The 13,447-nt window shown below is 66.3% G+C and carries 12 protein-coding genes; 1 reads left to right on the top strand and 11 read right to left on the bottom strand.

Annotated elements, in window-relative coordinates; all coding sequences use genetic code 11:
- Nucleotides 1–339: 339 nt before the first annotated feature.
- From bamA to NJD74_RS02675, 11 genes are all read right to left on the bottom strand, one after another.
- The gene (gene bamA / locus NJD74_RS02725) at nt 340–2,706 is read right to left on the bottom strand and encodes an outer membrane protein assembly factor BamA (protein ID WP_070426936.1); all 2,367 of its coding nucleotides are present in this window, start codon (nt 2,704–2,706) and stop codon (nt 340–342) included.
- A 73-nt stretch (nt 2,707–2,779) separates the two neighbouring features.
- Nucleotides 2,780–4,138 (bottom strand): RIP metalloprotease RseP, encoded by a 1,359-nt coding sequence (rseP, locus tag NJD74_RS02720; RefSeq protein ID WP_102789229.1) that lies wholly within the window; start codon nt 4,136–4,138, stop codon nt 2,780–2,782.
- Between the two features lie 34 nt (nt 4,139–4,172).
- Nucleotides 4,173–5,363, bottom strand: a complete 1,191-nt coding sequence (locus NJD74_RS02715) for a 1-deoxy-D-xylulose-5-phosphate reductoisomerase (protein WP_102789181.1) — start codon at nt 5,361–5,363, stop codon at nt 4,173–4,175.
- Nucleotides 5,364–5,365: 2 nt separating this feature from the next.
- On the bottom strand, nt 5,366–6,190 hold the full coding sequence (locus NJD74_RS02710) for a phosphatidate cytidylyltransferase (protein ID WP_070473281.1): 825 nt from the start codon (nt 6,188–6,190) through the stop codon (nt 5,366–5,368).
- Nucleotides 6,187–6,921, bottom strand: a complete 735-nt coding sequence (uppS, locus tag NJD74_RS02705; protein WP_087947514.1) for a polyprenyl diphosphate synthase — start codon at nt 6,919–6,921, stop codon at nt 6,187–6,189. Before uppS ends, NJD74_RS02710 begins: the two co-directional genes overlap by 4 nt.
- Before the next feature lie 41 nt (nt 6,922–6,962).
- Nucleotides 6,963–7,520: a ribosome recycling factor gene (gene frr, locus NJD74_RS02700; RefSeq protein WP_319623622.1), complete on the bottom strand. Its 558-nt coding sequence runs from the start codon at nt 7,518–7,520 to the stop codon at nt 6,963–6,965.
- A 99-nt stretch (nt 7,521–7,619) separates the two neighbouring features.
- Entirely contained in the window at nt 7,620–8,348 is a 729-nt protein-coding gene (pyrH, locus tag NJD74_RS02695) for a UMP kinase (RefSeq protein ID WP_019184398.1), read from the bottom strand.
- 133 nt (nt 8,349–8,481) lie between these two features.
- Nucleotides 8,482–9,981 carry a GGDEF domain-containing protein gene (locus NJD74_RS02690; RefSeq protein WP_070473279.1) on the bottom strand — a complete coding sequence of 500 codons (1,500 nt, stop codon included), beginning with the start codon at nt 9,979–9,981 and terminating at the stop codon, nt 8,482–8,484.
- A 192-nt stretch (nt 9,982–10,173) separates the two neighbouring features.
- Nucleotides 10,174–11,052 (bottom strand): translation elongation factor Ts, encoded by an 879-nt coding sequence (gene tsf, locus NJD74_RS02685; RefSeq protein ID WP_019184396.1) that lies wholly within the window; start codon nt 11,050–11,052, stop codon nt 10,174–10,176.
- Between the two features lie 126 nt (nt 11,053–11,178).
- Nucleotides 11,179–12,006: a 30S ribosomal protein S2 gene (gene rpsB, locus NJD74_RS02680; protein ID WP_102789182.1), complete on the bottom strand. Its 828-nt coding sequence runs from the start codon at nt 12,004–12,006 to the stop codon at nt 11,179–11,181.
- A gap of 212 nt (nt 12,007–12,218) precedes the next feature.
- Nucleotides 12,219–12,524 carry a hypothetical protein gene (locus NJD74_RS02675; protein WP_146027613.1) on the bottom strand — a complete coding sequence of 102 codons (306 nt, stop codon included), beginning with the start codon at nt 12,522–12,524 and terminating at the stop codon, nt 12,219–12,221.
- Nucleotides 12,525–12,672: 148 nt separating this feature from the next.
- Here NJD74_RS02675 and map point away from each other — a divergent pair, with 148 nt between their 5' ends.
- Nucleotides 12,673–13,446 (top strand): type I methionyl aminopeptidase, encoded by a 774-nt coding sequence (gene map / locus NJD74_RS02670; protein ID WP_026069972.1) that lies wholly within the window; start codon nt 12,673–12,675, stop codon nt 13,444–13,446.
- The last annotated feature ends 1 nt before the right edge of the window (nt 13,447 follow it).

Here is a 13,447-nt window from a genome sequence, read left to right as displayed (position 1 = left end):
CCCGCGCGCGGCAGGGTAGTGCCGGCCGCTGGCCGGCTCGCATTGATCCCGGACGTTCGTGCCGACCAACGGTCGGCACCTACCCAGAGCGGCATCGAACGACCAGTGCCACCCCAAAGCGGCACCGATCCATGATCGGTTCGAACCCCGATCGGCACGGAGCCATGATCGCTCCCAGCGCCAAAACGAAAACGCCGGGCAAAGCCCGGCGAATGCGTACCGCGTCTGGTGGAGAGGCCCCCTTCTGTCAAGGGGGCCGCGCCGACGGCGCGGGGGATAGGAGGAATCGTTGGGCCCCAAGGTTTGCTGCGCAAACCTTGGGCAATTCACGTTAGGCGGTCAGAACTGACCGCCGAACGTGAATTGCAGACGCTCGACTTCGTCGCCATCTTCCTTCTTCAACGGGAAGGCGTAGCTGATCGAGATCGGGCCGACCGGGGCGCGCCACAGCAGGGCCACACCGGTGGAGACGCGCAGTTCGTTGGCCTTGAAGTTGTCCACGCCGTTGTAGACGTTGCCGAAGTCCACGAAGGCCGAGATGCGGGCCGAGGGGCTGTCGAACAGGCGCGGGAAGTAGGCTTCGACCGAACCGACGGTCTTCAGCGAGCCACCCAGCGGCTGGCCGCGGTTGTAGCTCAGGGTCGGTTCCGAACGCGGGCCGAGGGTGTTGTCCTCGAAGCCGCGCACCGAGTTGGTACCACCGGCGTAGAAGTTCTCGTAGAACGGCAGGCCCGAGGCGGTCACCACGCGGGTGCTGCCATCCGGGTTGGTGATCACGCGGGTGGTGTCATTGCCGTAGCTGTCGCCGTAGCCGACTTCGGCGCGGGTGTTGATGACCAGCTGCGGGATGATCGGCCAGTACTTGGAGAACTGGTAGTTCAGCTTGTAGTACTCGACGGTCGAGCCCGGCAGCGTGGTTTCCAGGCCCACGCGCTGGTAGGTACCGCGGGTCGGCATGAAGTAGTCGTTGCGGGTATCGCGCGCCCAGCCCAGCTCGGTGCGCCAGGAATGAAACGTGCGCTGGCCGATGGCGTCGATGTAATCGATGATCGCCTGCGGGGTCGAGCCTTGGTAGGTGGTGATCTGGTTGCTGTCGATGCCCACCATCAGCGAGACGGTGTCGTTCTCGGTGATCGGCACGCCGAACACCACCTGCGCGGCACCGTTGGTGCTGTTGTACTGCGCGGTGTTGAAGTCGGAGTAATCCAGTTCGCGCCAGGACAGGTTGTAGCCCAGCGAGACGCCGTCATCGGTGAAGTACGGGTTGGTGTAGCTGAAGCCGTAGCGCTGCAGGTAGCTGCTGCGCGAGGCTTCGACCGACACGCGGTTGCCGCCGCCGAGGAAGTTGTTCTGCGACAGCTGCACCGAGGTGGTCATGCCGTAGGACTGCGAATAGCCCAGGCCGAACACGAAGCTGCCCGAGGTGGTTTCCTTGACGTTGTAGACCACGTCGACCTGGTCGTTGCTGCCGGTGACCGGCGGCGTTTCCACGTCCACCGATTCGAAGTAGCCCAGGCGCTGCAGGCGGATCTTGGAGCGGTCGATCGCAGCCTGGGAGTACCAGCTGTTCTCGAACTGGCGCATTTCACGACGCAGCACTTCGTCGGAGGTGCGGGTGTTGCCCTTGAAGGTGATGCGGCGCACCGACACGCGCGGGCCGGGAACGACCTGCATGTTGATGGCCACCGTGCGGTCGGCACGGTTGCTGGTCGGGATCGGGTTCACCTTGGCGAAGGCGTAGCCGATGTTGGACAGCGAATTGGTGATCTGGTCCGAGCTGAATTCCAGCAGCGCACGCGAGAACGTGTCGCCGGACTTCTGGATCACCATGCGCTCGACATCTTCCTGCGGCAGGATGGTGTCGCCGGTGACCTTGATCTCGGAGATCTTGTACTGCTCACCCTCGGTCACGCCGGCGGTGATGAACATGTCGCGCTTGTCCGGGCTGATCGAGACCTGGGTGGAATCGATGCTGAAATCCACGTAGCCGCGGTCCAGGTACCAGCCGTTGAGCTTTTCCAGGTCGCCGGACAGCTTTTCCTTGGAGTACTGGTCATCGCGGCGGTACCACGAGGCCCAGTTGTGCTCCTTGGATTCCCAGGTTTCCAGGATGTCCTTGGCGGGGAACTTCTCGGTGCCGACCAGGTTGACGTGCTGGATCTTGGCGGCCTTGCCTTCCTTGATCGCGATGGCGATGTCCACGCGGTTGCGGTCCAGCGGGCTCACCGTCGGGGTGATGTCCACGTTGTACTTGCCACGGTCGTTGTACTGGCGGCGCAGTTCCTGGGTCACGCGGTCCAGGCTCAGGCGGTCGAAGGTGCCGCCCTCGGTCAGGCCGATGTCGCTCAGGCCCTTGAGCAGCTGGTCGCTCTTGATGTCCTTGTTGCCGGTGACGGTCAACTTGTTGATCGCCGGGCGTTCCTTGACCGTGACCACGAGGATGTCGCCCTGGCGGTTGAGCTGGACGTCTTCGAAGAAGCCGGTCTTGTACAGCGCACGGATGGTTTCACCGACCTTGTTGTCGGTGATGGTGTCGCCACGTTCCACCGGCAGGTAGGTGAACACGGTACCGGAGGTGATGCGCTGGAGACCATCCACGCGGATGTCGCTGACGGTGAAGGGCTCGGCTGCCTGCGCCAGGGCGGGCGCGCCGAAACCGGCAACGAGTGCGAGGGCCAGCAGGCGGCGATTGGGGAGTCGCGTCATGTCACGTCCGGTTGGAGTCGATTTCAACATTGCGGGATGCCGGCGCATAAGACGACGACAAAAGGAAAAAAGTTCATCGCGGGACCAGGCCGAGGATGTCGTTGTAGAACGCCAATCCCATCAGCCCGGCCAGCAGCGCCAGGCCCACATACTGCCCGGCAGCCATGGCGCGCTCGCTCAGCGGGCTGCCCTTGACCAACTCGATAAGGTAATACAGCAGGTGCCCGCCGTCCAAGATGGGGATGGGCAACAGGTTGATGATGCACAGGCTCAGCGACAGCAGGGCCAGGAAATACAGGAACCAGTCCAGGCCGCGTTTGGCCGAGACGTTGGCGACCCGGGCAATGGTGACCGGGCCGGAGATGTTCTGCAGCGAGGCATTGCCGGTGACGATGCGGCGCATCATCCCCAGTGAATCGCCCGCCATCCGGGCGGTTTCGCGCAGGGCCACGGGCACTGCCGCAAACGGCCCGAACTTGAGTTCGGCGTCGTAGGCCGGGGCGTGGGTCTCCGGGAAACCGATGCCGATCTGCCAGGTCGGCTGGCCACGGCCGTCCACGCCCTGGCGGGGGGTGATCTCCAGCGCCAGCCGCTCGCCGCCGCGCAGGACGTCGATCATGCCGGGGCCGCCACGCTGGCCGAGCGCGGCGATCTGCGCCGGCACCTGGTCGGCACCTTCGATACGCTGGCCGTCCACGGCCACGATCAGGTCGCCCGGCACCAGCACGCCCTGGGCGGCTGCGTCGGGCAGGACCTTGTCCACCAGCGCCGGCTGCAGCCAGAACTGCCAGCTCAACCCGGTCAGCTGGGGCACGCGGCGTTCATCGAAGCCGGCCGGCAGCTGCGACAGCGGCAGGGTGCGGGTCCGCACCTGGTCCAGACCGTCGAGGACCTCGACCTTGGCATCGTGACGATCCATCGCCGCCGTGGTCAGCGCCATGCTGGCCTCGCCGGCGGTGGCCACGCTGCGGCCATCGACCTTGACCACACGGTCGCCGGCCTGCAGGCCAGCGGTCTGGGCCATGCCGGTGGTGCGGCCGATGGTGGCCGAATAATCCTGTTTCCCGATCACGAACATCGCCCACAGCAGGGCGATGCACAGGATCAGGTTGGCGGCCGGACCGGCGGCGACCACCGCGATCCGCTGCCACACGGTCTTGTGGTTGAAGGCCTGACCGCGCTCGGCCGGGTGCACCTCGACCTCGCGCTCGTCCAGCATCTTCACGTAGCCGCCCAGCGGAATGGCGGCGATCGCGAATTCAGTGCCGGCCCGGTTGCGGCGCGACCACAGCGGCTTGCCGAACCCGACAGAGAAGCGCAGCACCTTGATCCCGCAACGGCGGGCCACCCAGTAGTGACCGAACTCGTGGAAGGTCACCAGCAGGCCAAGGCTGACGATCATCCACCAGACGGATCCGATGAAATCACCCATGGTGATCAGCACTGTAAGGGGGCGTGTGGGGCATTCAGGCGTGGTCGATGGCGGCTTGGGTGATCTGGCGGGCGCGCTGATCGGCGGTCAGCAGGCCCTCCAGTGTATCGGCGGACTCGCTGGACAGTGTTGACAGAGCGTTAGCGACCAGCGCTGGAATGGCAAGGAAAGCTGCCCGCCCCTGAAGAAACGCTGAAACCGCGACTTCGTTGGCGGCATTGAGGATCGCCGGGGCGGTCCCGCCGGCGGCCATGGCCTGCCAGGCGAGCTTCAGGCAGGGGAACGCCTCGGTGTCCGGGGCTTCGAAATCCAGCCGACCCTGGGTCAGCAGGTCCAGCCCGCCGACCCCGGATTCAATGCGCTGCGGCCAGCCCAGGCCGACGGCCAGGGTGGTGCGCATGTCGGGCAGGCCCAGCTGGGCCAGGGTCGAGCCGTCGACGAACTCGACCAGCGAATGCACCAGGCTCTGCGGGTGGACCAGGACGTCAATACGCTCGCCCGGCACGCCGAACAGGTGGTGGGCTTCGATGACTTCCAGCCCTTTGTTCATCAACGTCGCCGAATCGACCGAGATCTTCGGGCCCATCGACCACTTCGGGTGCGCCACGGCCTGGGCCGGGGTGACCTGGGCCAGCTGTTCGCGGGTACGGCCACGGAACGGGCCCCCGGAGGCGGTCAGGATGATCCGGCGCACGCCGGCACCGTCCAGGCTGGCATCGCGCGAACGCAGGCACTGGAAGATCGCGCTGTGCTCGCTGTCGATCGGGATGATCTCGGCCCCGGCGGCAGCGGCCTGGCGCATCAGCAGCTCGCCGGCCAGCACCAGCGATTCCTTGTTGGCCAGCAGGATCCGCTTGCCGGCCGCGGCGGCGGCCAGGGTCGAGGACAGTCCGGCCGCGCCGACGATCGCCGCGACCAGCGTGTCGCAGACATCGCTGGCGGCCAGCTGGTCCAGCGCCCCGGCGCCGGCATGGGCCTGGGTGGCCAGGCCGGCGTCACGCAGGCCGTCACGCAGGGCGGCGTACCGCGATTCATCGGCGATCACGGCATGGGCCGGGCGATGCACGGCGCACAGGGCAACCAGCGCATCGACCTGGCGGCCGGCGGCGAGCACAGTGACCTGGTAGCGGTCCGGATGGCGTGCGATCACGTCCAGCGCGGATGCGCCGATCGAACCGGTGGCGCCGAACACGGCGACCTGGCGGGGGGCGGAAGCGCTGGCCATGGTTAGAACCCGAAGATTTCCTTGCCGAGTGCGAACACCGGCAGGGCGGCAAGGACGCCGTCGATACGATCGAGCACGCCGCCATGGCCCGGGATGATGTGGCCCGAGTCCTTGGCACCGGCGTGGCGCTTGATCAGGCTTTCGTACAGGTCGCCCAGCACCGAGGCGAACACGGTCACCACGGCGGTGATGATCAGGCCGATCAGGTGGCCGCTGTCGATCCCGGCCAGCCAGCCGAAGCCCAGGGCCACGATCAGGCCGGCGACCATGCCGCCGCCGAGACCTTCCCAGGTCTTGTTGGGGCTGATCCGCGGGGCGAGCTTGGTGCGGCCGAAGGTGCGGCCGGCGAAATAGGCGCCCGAATCGGCGGCCCAGACCACGGCCAGCGCGGTCAGCAGCCACAGGTGGCCGTTCTCGCCACTGGCATGGATCAGCACCAGCGATGCCCAGGCCGGCACGATCGCCAGGGTGCCGGCGAGCAGCTTGAGGGCACGCGCCGGGCTGCTGGGGCTGGCGCCGAAGTTGAAGAAGCGCAGCCACAGCAGGGCTAGCAACCACCACCCGATGCCGACCAGCGCGGCGATCTGGTACAGCACCAGCGAGCCGGCATCGGCCCACACGATCAGCACCATCAGCACCAGGTTCAGCACCAGCAGGATGGTGCGGGCCAGGGTGTCTTCCACGTCGGCCAGCTTCAGCCATTCCCACAGGCCGATCAGGAACACCGCGGCAGCGGCAGCGGCCAGCCACTGGGTCGGCAGCATCAGGATGGCGAGGATGGCGACCGGCGCCATGATCAGCGCGGCGATGACTCGGGTCTTGGTCATGGGGAAGAGGTCTCGGTGGCCAAGGCGGCGATCTGGGCGCTGGTCAGGCCGAAACGGCGTTCACGCGAAGCATAGGCGTCGATCGCCTGCTGCAGGACGGCGGCGTCGAACTCGGGCCACAGTACGTCGGTGAACCACAGTTCGGTGTAAGCCAGCTGCCAGAGCAGGAAATTGCTGATGCGGGTGTCGCCACCGGTGCGGATGAACAGGTCCGGCGGCGGCAGGTCTGCCAGGGCCACGCGGCTGCTGAGCATCGCTTCGTCGATCTGCTCGGGCAGCAGGCGGCCGGCCGCGACCTCGGCGGCCAGTTCGCGTGCGGCGCGGGCGATGTCCTGGCGGCCACCATAGCTGGCGGCGATGCTCAGGGTCATCGCACGGTTGTCGGCGGTGCGTTGCTCGGCCAGCTGCATGCGGCTGACCAGCCCGGCGCCGAAGCGCTCGCGCTCGCCGATGAAACGCACGCGCACGCCACGGCGATGCAACTCGTCCACTTCGCGGTCGAGCGCATTGAGGAACAGCTTCATCAACGCATCGACCTCATCGGTCGGCCGGCCCCAGTTTTCACTGGAGAAGGCGAACAGGGTCAATGCGGCGATGCCGTTGTCGAGGCAGAAATCGATGGTGCGGTTGACCGCGCGCGCGCCGGCACGATGGCCGATCACGCGCGGGCGACGACGCTTCTGTGCCCAACGCCCGTTGCCATCCATGATGATGGCGACGTGGCGCGGCATGGGCGCGGCAGTGCCGCTGGTCGGGGCCTGGGACATGGGGCTCAGACCGCCATCAGTTCCTTTTCTTTCTCGGCGACCACACTGTCGACGTCCTTGATGGACTTGTCGGTCAGCTTCTGGATGTCATCTTCGCCGCGCTTCTTGTCGTCTTCGCTGATCGCGTTGTCCTTGATCAGGTTGGCGATCGCCTTGTTGGCGTCCTGGCGGATGTTGCGGATGGCGATCTTGGCGCCTTCGCCTTCCTTCTGGACCTGCTTGCCCAGCTCCTTGCGGCGCTCTTCGGTCGGCGGCGGCAGGTTCAGGCGGATGACGGTGCCGGCCACGTTCGGGGTCAGGCCCAGATCGGAGGCGTAGATCGCCTTCTCGACGTCCTTGATCATGCCCTTGTCGAACAGCGTGATGACCAGCGAGTGGCCCTCGGAAACGCTGATCGAGGCGACCTGGTTCAGGGGGGTGTCGGTGCCGTAGGCCTTGACGGTGATGCGGTCCAGCAGGGCCGGGGAAGCACGGCCGGTGCGGATGGAGGTGAGGGTGTGCTTCAGAGCATCGATGCTCTTTGCCATGCGCGTCTGCGCGTCCTGCTTGATTTCGTTGAGCATCGCCCGAATCCTGGATGTAACTGGGAATCGGGCGATTATAGGCGAATACCGACCCTTTCCGGGCCGTTCAGGGCGCCCGGCGTGGGGCGCCGCTCAGGCTCAGGCGTTGTCGCGGCCCTGGACCAGGGTGCCGATGTTGTCGCCGTGCAGGATCTTGAGCAGCTCGCCCGGCTGGCCCATGTCGAACACGCGCAGCGGCAGGTCGCTGTCGCGGGCCAGCGCGAAGGCGGCGGTATCCATCACTTCCAGGCCCCGGCGGATCACTTCGTCGTAGGTCAGGCTGTCGAAACGGACCGCGTCGCTGTACTTGTTCGGGTCCTTGTCGTACACGCCGTCGACCTTGGTGGCCTTCAGCAGCAGGTCCGCGCCGATCTCGATCGCGCGCAGGGCAGCGCCGGAATCGGTGGTGAAGAACGGGCTGCCGACGCCGGCGGCGAAGATCACCAGGCGGCCCTTTTCCAGGTGGCGGATGGCGCGGCGGCGGATGTAATCCTCGCAGACGTCGTTGATCTTGATCGCGCTCATCACGCGGGCCTTGGCGCCCAGCTTTTCCAGGGCGTCCTGCATGGCCAGCGCGTTGATCACGGTGGCGAGCATGCCCATCTGGTCGCCGGTGACCCGGTCCATGCCGCCTGCGGCCAGGCCGGCGCCGCGGAAGATATTGCCGCCGCCGATCACCAGGGCCACTTCGGCGCCGGCCGCCTGGGCTTCCATCACCTCACGGGCGAGGCGGTGGATCACCTTGGGGTCGATGCCGTAGTCCTCGTCTCCCATCAGCGCCTCCCCGGAAACTTTCAACAGGATGCGGCGATAGGCGAGCTTTGACATGGCGATCTCTGGGTGCGTGGAAAACGCCCGGATTCTACTGGAAGCCGGGCCATCGGGCAGCATAAATTTGCTGCGGTGCGGCGCATGGGGGCGCTGTGGGGGCCGTGATGACGGCCCCGCGCGGGGGTAACGCTCAGGCCGGTGCGGTGCTGGGCGAGCGCGCGATGACCCGGTTGCGGCCCAGGTTCTTGGAGCGGTACAGCACGTCGTCGGCGGCCTTGAGCAGATCCTGGACATCGGCGAAACGCTCATAGCCCCCCTGGGTCGCCACGCCTGCCGAGAAGGTCACGAACAGCGGGCCGCTGGCGACTTCGGCCATCGGCGTGTTGACGATGCTGGCCAGGACCCGGCGCACCACTTCCAGCGCGACCGGCTCGGTGGTGTTGGGCAGCAGCGCGATGAATTCCTCGCCGCCGAAGCGGGCCACCGTGTCGCTGTTGCGCAGCTGCTCCTGCAGCTTGGTGGCGAACATGCGCAGCACCTGGTCACCCATCAGGTGGCCATGGGCGTCGTTGATCTTCTTGAAGTCGTCCAGGTCGATGAAGGCGACCGAAAGCGGCCAGCCATGCCGGGTGGCGCGCAGGAATTCCTGCTCGAGCACGGCTTCCAGCTGGCGGCGGTTGAGCACGCCGGTGAGGGCGTCACGGTGCGCCTGTTCGGCCAGCCGGTTGGCGCGCGCTTCGAATTCATCCGCCCGCTTGCGGGCCAGGGCGGCGTCCTGCATCTCGCGCAGGTTGCGCAGGGTGGCCAGCTCCTGGGCATGGTCGATCAGCTGCTGCACGCGCGAGGGCGAGAACAGCGGGGTCTCGAACAGGGTGCTGATGTCCGGCAGCGATTCACCGATGCGGGCCAGGACCTGGTCGAACTGGGCGCTGTCCAGGCCGAGCGTGTCATGCACCTGCTGCAGGGCGTGCTCGCGCGCGGCATCGGCATCGGTGCCGAGCCAGATATCGGCCACCGCGCCGGACAGGGCGACGCAGTTCTGGAAATTGTCATCGCCGGTGGCGGGCGATTCGCTGTGCGCGATGCTGTCCACCAGGTAGCGCGGCAGGCCCCATTCCTCGGCGACCCACGCGCCGACGTCGGCGTGGCTGCACTGCAGGTGTTCGCGCTCCAGGGCGACCAGCGCGCCGTTGTCGGTGGCCTGGCGCAGCAGCGGCAGGTAGGTGTCCGGTTGCGCCTGGGCCAGTGCCAGTACGCCGATATCCTGCAGCAGGCCGGCCAGCATCAGCTCTTCGGCTTTGCGCAGGCCGCGCGCCTGCCCCAGCAGGCTGGCGGCCAGGGCGCTGAGGATGCTGCGGCGCCACGCGCGCTCGCGCAGGTCCTGGCCGTCGCCGGCGGCGGTCAGGTTCTGGGTCACGGTGAAGCCGAGGGCCAGGCTGACCGTGGCATTCAGGCCGAGCATCGTCAGCGCCTGGCCGAGATTCTCGATCCGGCGGCGGCTGGCATACAGCGGCGAATTGGCGATGCGCAGCATGCGGGCACTCAACGCCATGTCGATGGCGATGATGTCGGCGGCGGTGGTGATGTCCGCTTCCGGATCCTGCGCCAGTTCGATGATGCGCAGGGCAATACCGGGCGGGGAGGGCAGGTTGCGGCAGAGCGCCAGGGCGGCTGTCAGCTCGGGAGGCATGGCGGGGTTGTCAGTATGTTGGGGCAAGAATACCTGAGGTGCATCACAGTTTCGTCCTTGATTTCTTGCGTTGACGCGGCAGATCGGTTTGGGAGTATTGCCCTGATCCGGCACACAAAGCAAAGCCAGTGGACAAAAAAAAGAAGCCGCGGAGTCCGCGGCTTCTTTCGTAACACATTCGAGCGGTGAAGATCAGGCCAGGCCGGCCTGCTTCATCACTTCGGCGGCGTAGTCTTCCACCACCTTCTCGATGCCTTCGCCGACCGCCAGACGCTGGAAGCCGACCACGTCGGCGCCGGCGGCCTTGAGGACCTGCTCGACCGACTGGTTGGTGTCCAGCACGTACGGCTGGCCGTACAGGGTCACTTCGTTGACGATCTTGGCGATCTTGCCGCTGATGATCTTTTCCAGGATATCGGCCGGCTTGGACTTGTCCTTGTCGGACATCTTGGCCAGTTCGATTTCCTTTTCCTTGGCAACGAACTCGGCCGGCACATCGGCGGCCTTGTTGTGCGGCGGGTTCATGGCAGCCACGTGCATGGCCAGGCCACGGGCCAGCTCTTCGTTGCCACCGGCCAGCTCGACCAGCACGCCGATGCGGCCGCCGTGCACGTAGGCAGCGACGTTGTTGGTCGATTCCAGGCGCACGATGCGACGCACGTCGACCTTCTCGCCAACCTTGGCGATGACGGCGGCGCGGGCTTCTTCGATCGTCTCGCCGGACGGCAGCTTGGCGGCCTTCAGGGTGTCGATGTCGGCAGCGCCCGAGCTCAGCGCGGTGGCAGCAACAGCCTTGGTGAAGTCCAGGAAGTTGCTGTCCTTGGCGACGAAGTCGGTTTCCGAGTTGACTTCGACCAGCACGGCCTTGCCGCCGTCCTGGGCCGCCACGATGATGCCTTCGGCAGCCACGCGGTCAGCCTTCTTGTCGGCCTTGGCCAGGCCGGACTTGCGCAGCCATTCGGCCGAGGCGTCGATGTCGCCGCCGTTTTCGACGAGTGCCTTCTTGCACTCCATCATGCCGGCGCCAGTGCGCTCGCGCAGTTCCTTGACCAGGGAAGCAGTGATTTCCACGGGATTTCCTCACGAAAGAAAGGGGTTGGGCCGGCATGGTGGCCGGCCCGTATGACAGTGTCCTGTCGTCGCGCCATCGGCAGCGGACAGGAGCGGTGGGCGCGCTGCGCCCACCGCGGGCCTGGATCAGGCCTGGGCTTCGCCAGCAGCCGGCGCGTCGGCGGCCGGAGCAGCAGCAGCCTTCTTGGCCGGAGCGCGGCGGGCCGGCTTGGCTTCTTCGCCAGCAGCGGCTTCGCTGAACTCTTCTTCACGGACGGTGGCGGCGTGCGGCGCAGCAGCCTTGCCTTCCAGCACGGCGTCGGCAGCGGCGCGGGCGTACAGCTGCACGGCACGGATGGCGTCGTCGTTGCCCGGGATCGCGTAGTCGACCAGTTCCGGGTTGTAGTTGGTATCGACCACAGCGATCACCGGGATGCCGAGCTTCTTGGCTTCCTTGATGGCGATGTCTTCGTGGCCGATATCGATGACGAAGATCGCGTCCGGCAGACGGTTCATGTCCTTGATGCCGCCCAGCGAGGCTTCCAGCTTGTCGCGCTCGCGACGCAGGCCCAGCACTTCGTGCTTGACCAGCTTGTCGAAGCTGCCGTCGGTCTCACCGGCTTCCAGTTCCTTCAGGCGGGCAACCGACTGCTTCACGGTACGGAAGTTGGTCAGGGTGCCGCCCAGCCAACGCTGGTTCATGAACGGCATGCCGCAACGCTCGGCTTCTTCACGGATCGACTCGCGGGCGCTGCGCTTGGTGCCCAGGAACAGGATGGTGCCGCGCTTCTGCGCAACGCTGGAAATGAAGTTCATCGCGTCATTGAAGAGCGGAACGGTCTTTTCCAGGTTGATGATGTGGATCTTGCCGCGGGCGCCGAAGATGTACTGGCCCATCTTGGGGTTCCAGTAACGGGTCTGGTGGCCGAAATGGACGCCGGCTTCCAGCATCTGACGCATGGTGACCTGGGGCATTGCAGTAACTCCTGATAGGGAACCGGCCGCCACGGGTAATAGTTGGGCGGTCCGCCGCAAGGCGGGTGGTTCCGGGGTTTGGCTTCCCTGTCGCTTCCGTGACCGAACTCCTTGCGGAGCACCCCGGCACGGATATGGGCGGCAGGTGTGGATTCACCGGTGACGTCCGGTGTTGACGTATTCCCGCGCCAAGGCGGCAGGGATCCGGTCGATTATAGCCCGGTGCCGGGCGCAGGCGCAATCACGGGGGCAAGCGGGGCATCGGCGGCCTCGTTGAGCCGGGCCCGGAACTGGCCGCCGACGTAGCCATCCGGCCGCGGCGGCAGGTCCCAGCTGCGGGCGCTACGCGGCAGCACATAGCCGGCCAGGCCCTCGATCAGCGGGTGGCGACGCCCGTGGGCGTCCACGAACACGAGGTCGGCCAGGTGGGCATGGCCGTCGCCGCCATTATAGAGGCGCAGGCGGGGCGCCGACGGGCTGCCGCCTGTCTTGTATCGGACCGTGCAGATAGGACCCAATCAATGGCCGTCTTCGGCACAAGGTCGCGTTTTGCGATACGCATCACGCTTGTTCAGCTAGCTGGCCAGGGGCCGGGCCCAAACCGCGGCTGTCAGCGTTCCATCCAATCCCGTTCAGATTGGCCCCGGATCGGCGATAATGGGCGCCATGAGCGTGAATCTGAAAACCCCCGAGGAAATCGAACTGATGCGCATCGCCGGCCGTCTGGCCAGCGAAGTGCTCGACATCGTCACCCCCCACGTCAAGCCGGGCGTGACGACCGAAGAGCTGGACCGCATCTGCCACGACCACATCATCAACGTGCAGAAGGCCACGCCGGCCAATGTCGGCTACCGCGGCTTCCCCAAGACGGTCTGCACGTCGGTCAACAACGTGATCTGCCACGGCATTCCCAGTGAAGCCAAGGTCCTCAAGGACGGCGACATCGTCAACATCGATGTCACCGTGATCAAGGATGGCTGGCACGGCGATACCAGCCGCATGTACTACGTGGGCACGCCGTCGGTCATGGCCAAGCGCCTGGTCGATGCGACCTATGAAGCCATGTGGCGCGGCATCCGCGCGGTCAAGCCGGGCGCGACGCTGGGCGATATCGGCCACGCGATCCAGAGCTATGCCGAATCCGAGCGCTTCAGCGTGGTGCGCGAGTACTGCGGCCATGGCATCGGCAAGGTCTACCACGACGAGCCGCAGGTGGTGCATTACGGTCGTCCGGGCCAGGGCCTGGTGCTGCAGCCGGGCATGACCTTCACCATCGAGCCGATGATCAATGAGGGCACCCGCTACAACAAGGTGCTGCCCGATGGCTGGACCGTGGTCACCAAGGACCGGAAGTTGTCGGCGCAGTGGGAGCACATGGTCGCGGTCACCGAGACCGGCGTCGACGTGCTGACCCTCTCGCCCGGCGAATCGCAGGTCTGAG

The sequence above is a fragment of the Stenotrophomonas sp. RG-453 genome (assembly GCF_033843685.1).
Taxonomy (GTDB): Bacteria; Pseudomonadota; Gammaproteobacteria; order Xanthomonadales; family Xanthomonadaceae; genus Stenotrophomonas; species Stenotrophomonas bentonitica_A.
This window is presented reverse-complemented; position numbering and strand designations above follow the sequence as displayed.

Coding starts and splice junctions, on each gene's coding strand:
- bamA (WP_070426936.1), bottom strand. CDS start 2,706: ATGACGCGACTCCCCAATCGCCGCCTGCTGGCCCTCGCACTCGTTGCC.
- rseP (WP_102789229.1), bottom strand. CDS start 4,138: ATGGGTGATTTCATCGGATCCGTCTGGTGGATGATCGTCAGCCTTGGC.
- NJD74_RS02715 (WP_102789181.1), bottom strand. CDS start 5,363: ATGGCCAGCGCTTCCGCCCCCCGCCAGGTCGCCGTGTTCGGCGCCACC.
- NJD74_RS02710 (WP_070473281.1), bottom strand. CDS start 6,190: ATGACCAAGACCCGAGTCATCGCCGCGCTGATCATGGCGCCGGTCGCC.
- uppS (WP_087947514.1), bottom strand. CDS start 6,921: ATGCCGCGCCACGTCGCCATCATCATGGATGGCAACGGGCGTTGGGCA.
- frr (WP_319623622.1), bottom strand. CDS start 7,520: ATGCTCAACGAAATCAAGCAGGACGCGCAGACGCGCATGGCAAAGAGC.
- pyrH (WP_019184398.1), bottom strand. CDS start 8,348: ATGTCAAAGCTCGCCTATCGCCGCATCCTGTTGAAAGTTTCCGGGGAG.
- NJD74_RS02690 (WP_070473279.1), bottom strand. CDS start 9,981: ATGCCTCCCGAGCTGACAGCCGCCCTGGCGCTCTGCCGCAACCTGCCC.
- rpsB (WP_102789182.1), bottom strand. CDS start 12,006: ATGCCCCAGGTCACCATGCGTCAGATGCTGGAAGCCGGCGTCCATTTC.
- map (WP_026069972.1), top strand. CDS start 12,673: ATGAGCGTGAATCTGAAAACCCCCGAGGAAATCGAACTGATGCGCATC.